Raw genomic sequence first — 1,073 nt, forward strand, 5'->3', positions numbered from 1 at the left:
CCCGGGAGGTGCCCCGGGGTCAGCCGGCGCGGCCCGGGCCCCGCGGGGGCGGAGTGCCGGAGCCGGCGGAGAGGCGGCCGATCCGGCCCGCCTGGATGACCAGGCCCTGCTGGGAGCCGCCGCTGATGGTGTTGGTGACCTGGAGGGTGGGGCCGGGCGCCTGGGCGGGGGCGGTCTCGTCGAGGAGGCGGCGCAGTTCGGCGGCGGCCTCCGGGTCGGCGCGCAGCAGGCGGCGCAGCCGCAACTGCCACTCCTCCTCGATGTTCCGTTTTGCTTTGAGGGCGCGAGGCGCGAGGCTGGGCCCATGAGTACACACTTCGACGTGGTGGTGCTGGGCGCTGGCCCCGGCGGGTACGTGGCGGCGATCCGGGCCGCGCAGCTCGGGCTGCGGGTGGCGGTGATCGAGGAGAAGTACTGGGGAGGCGTCTGTCTGAACGTCGGCTGCATCCCCTCCAAGGCCCTGCTGCGCAACGCGGAGCTGGCGCATCTGGTGAACAACGAGGCGAAGACGTTCGGCATCCGGATCGACGGTGAGGTCACCTTCGAGTACGGCCCCGCCTTCGACCGCAGCCGGACGGTGGCGGACGGCCGCGTCAAGGGCGTCCACTACCTGATGAAGAAGAACAAGATCACGGAGCTGGACGGCCGGGGCACCTTCACCGACGACCACACGCTGCGGGTGGAGGGCCCCGGCGGCGAGCAGACGGTCACCTTCGACCACTGCGTCATCGCCGCCGGCGCCACCACCAAGCTGCTCCCCGGTACGGAGCTGAGCGAGCGGGTGGTGACGTACGAGGAGCAGATCATGACGCGTGACCTGCCCGAGTCGGTCGTCATCGCCGGTGCGGGCGCGATCGGCGTGGAGTTCGCCTACGTCATGCACAACTACGGCGTGAAGGTGACGATCGTCGAGTTCCTGGACCGGATGGTCCCCAACGAGGACGTCGAGGTCTCCAAGGAGCTGGCACGCCGCTACAAGAAGCTCGGCATCGAGGTGCTGACCTCGACCCGGGTGGAGTCGATCGAGGACTCCGGGCCCCAGGTGCGGGTGACGGTCAGCAAGGACGGGCAGC

At 70.5% G+C, this 1,073-nt stretch carries 2 protein-coding genes; one reads left to right on the top strand and one right to left on the bottom strand.

What is annotated here, in order from left to right; genetic code table 11:
* Nucleotides 1-19: 19 nt before the first annotated feature.
* Nucleotides 20-244: a hypothetical protein gene (locus ACFV9O_RS40750; RefSeq protein ID WP_385428213.1), complete on the bottom strand. Its 225-nt coding sequence runs from the start codon at nt 242-244 to the stop codon at nt 20-22.
* 60 nt (nt 245-304) lie between these two features.
* Between ACFV9O_RS40750 and ACFV9O_RS40755 the strand changes: the two genes are divergently transcribed.
* A partial coding sequence (locus tag ACFV9O_RS40755; protein WP_385428215.1) for a dihydrolipoyl dehydrogenase family protein occupies nt 305-1,073 on the top strand: 769 nt, incomplete at its 3' end.

The sequence above is a fragment of the Streptomyces sp. NPDC059909 genome (assembly GCF_042730885.1).
Classification (GTDB): domain Bacteria; phylum Actinomycetota; class Actinomycetes; order Streptomycetales; family Streptomycetaceae; genus Streptomyces.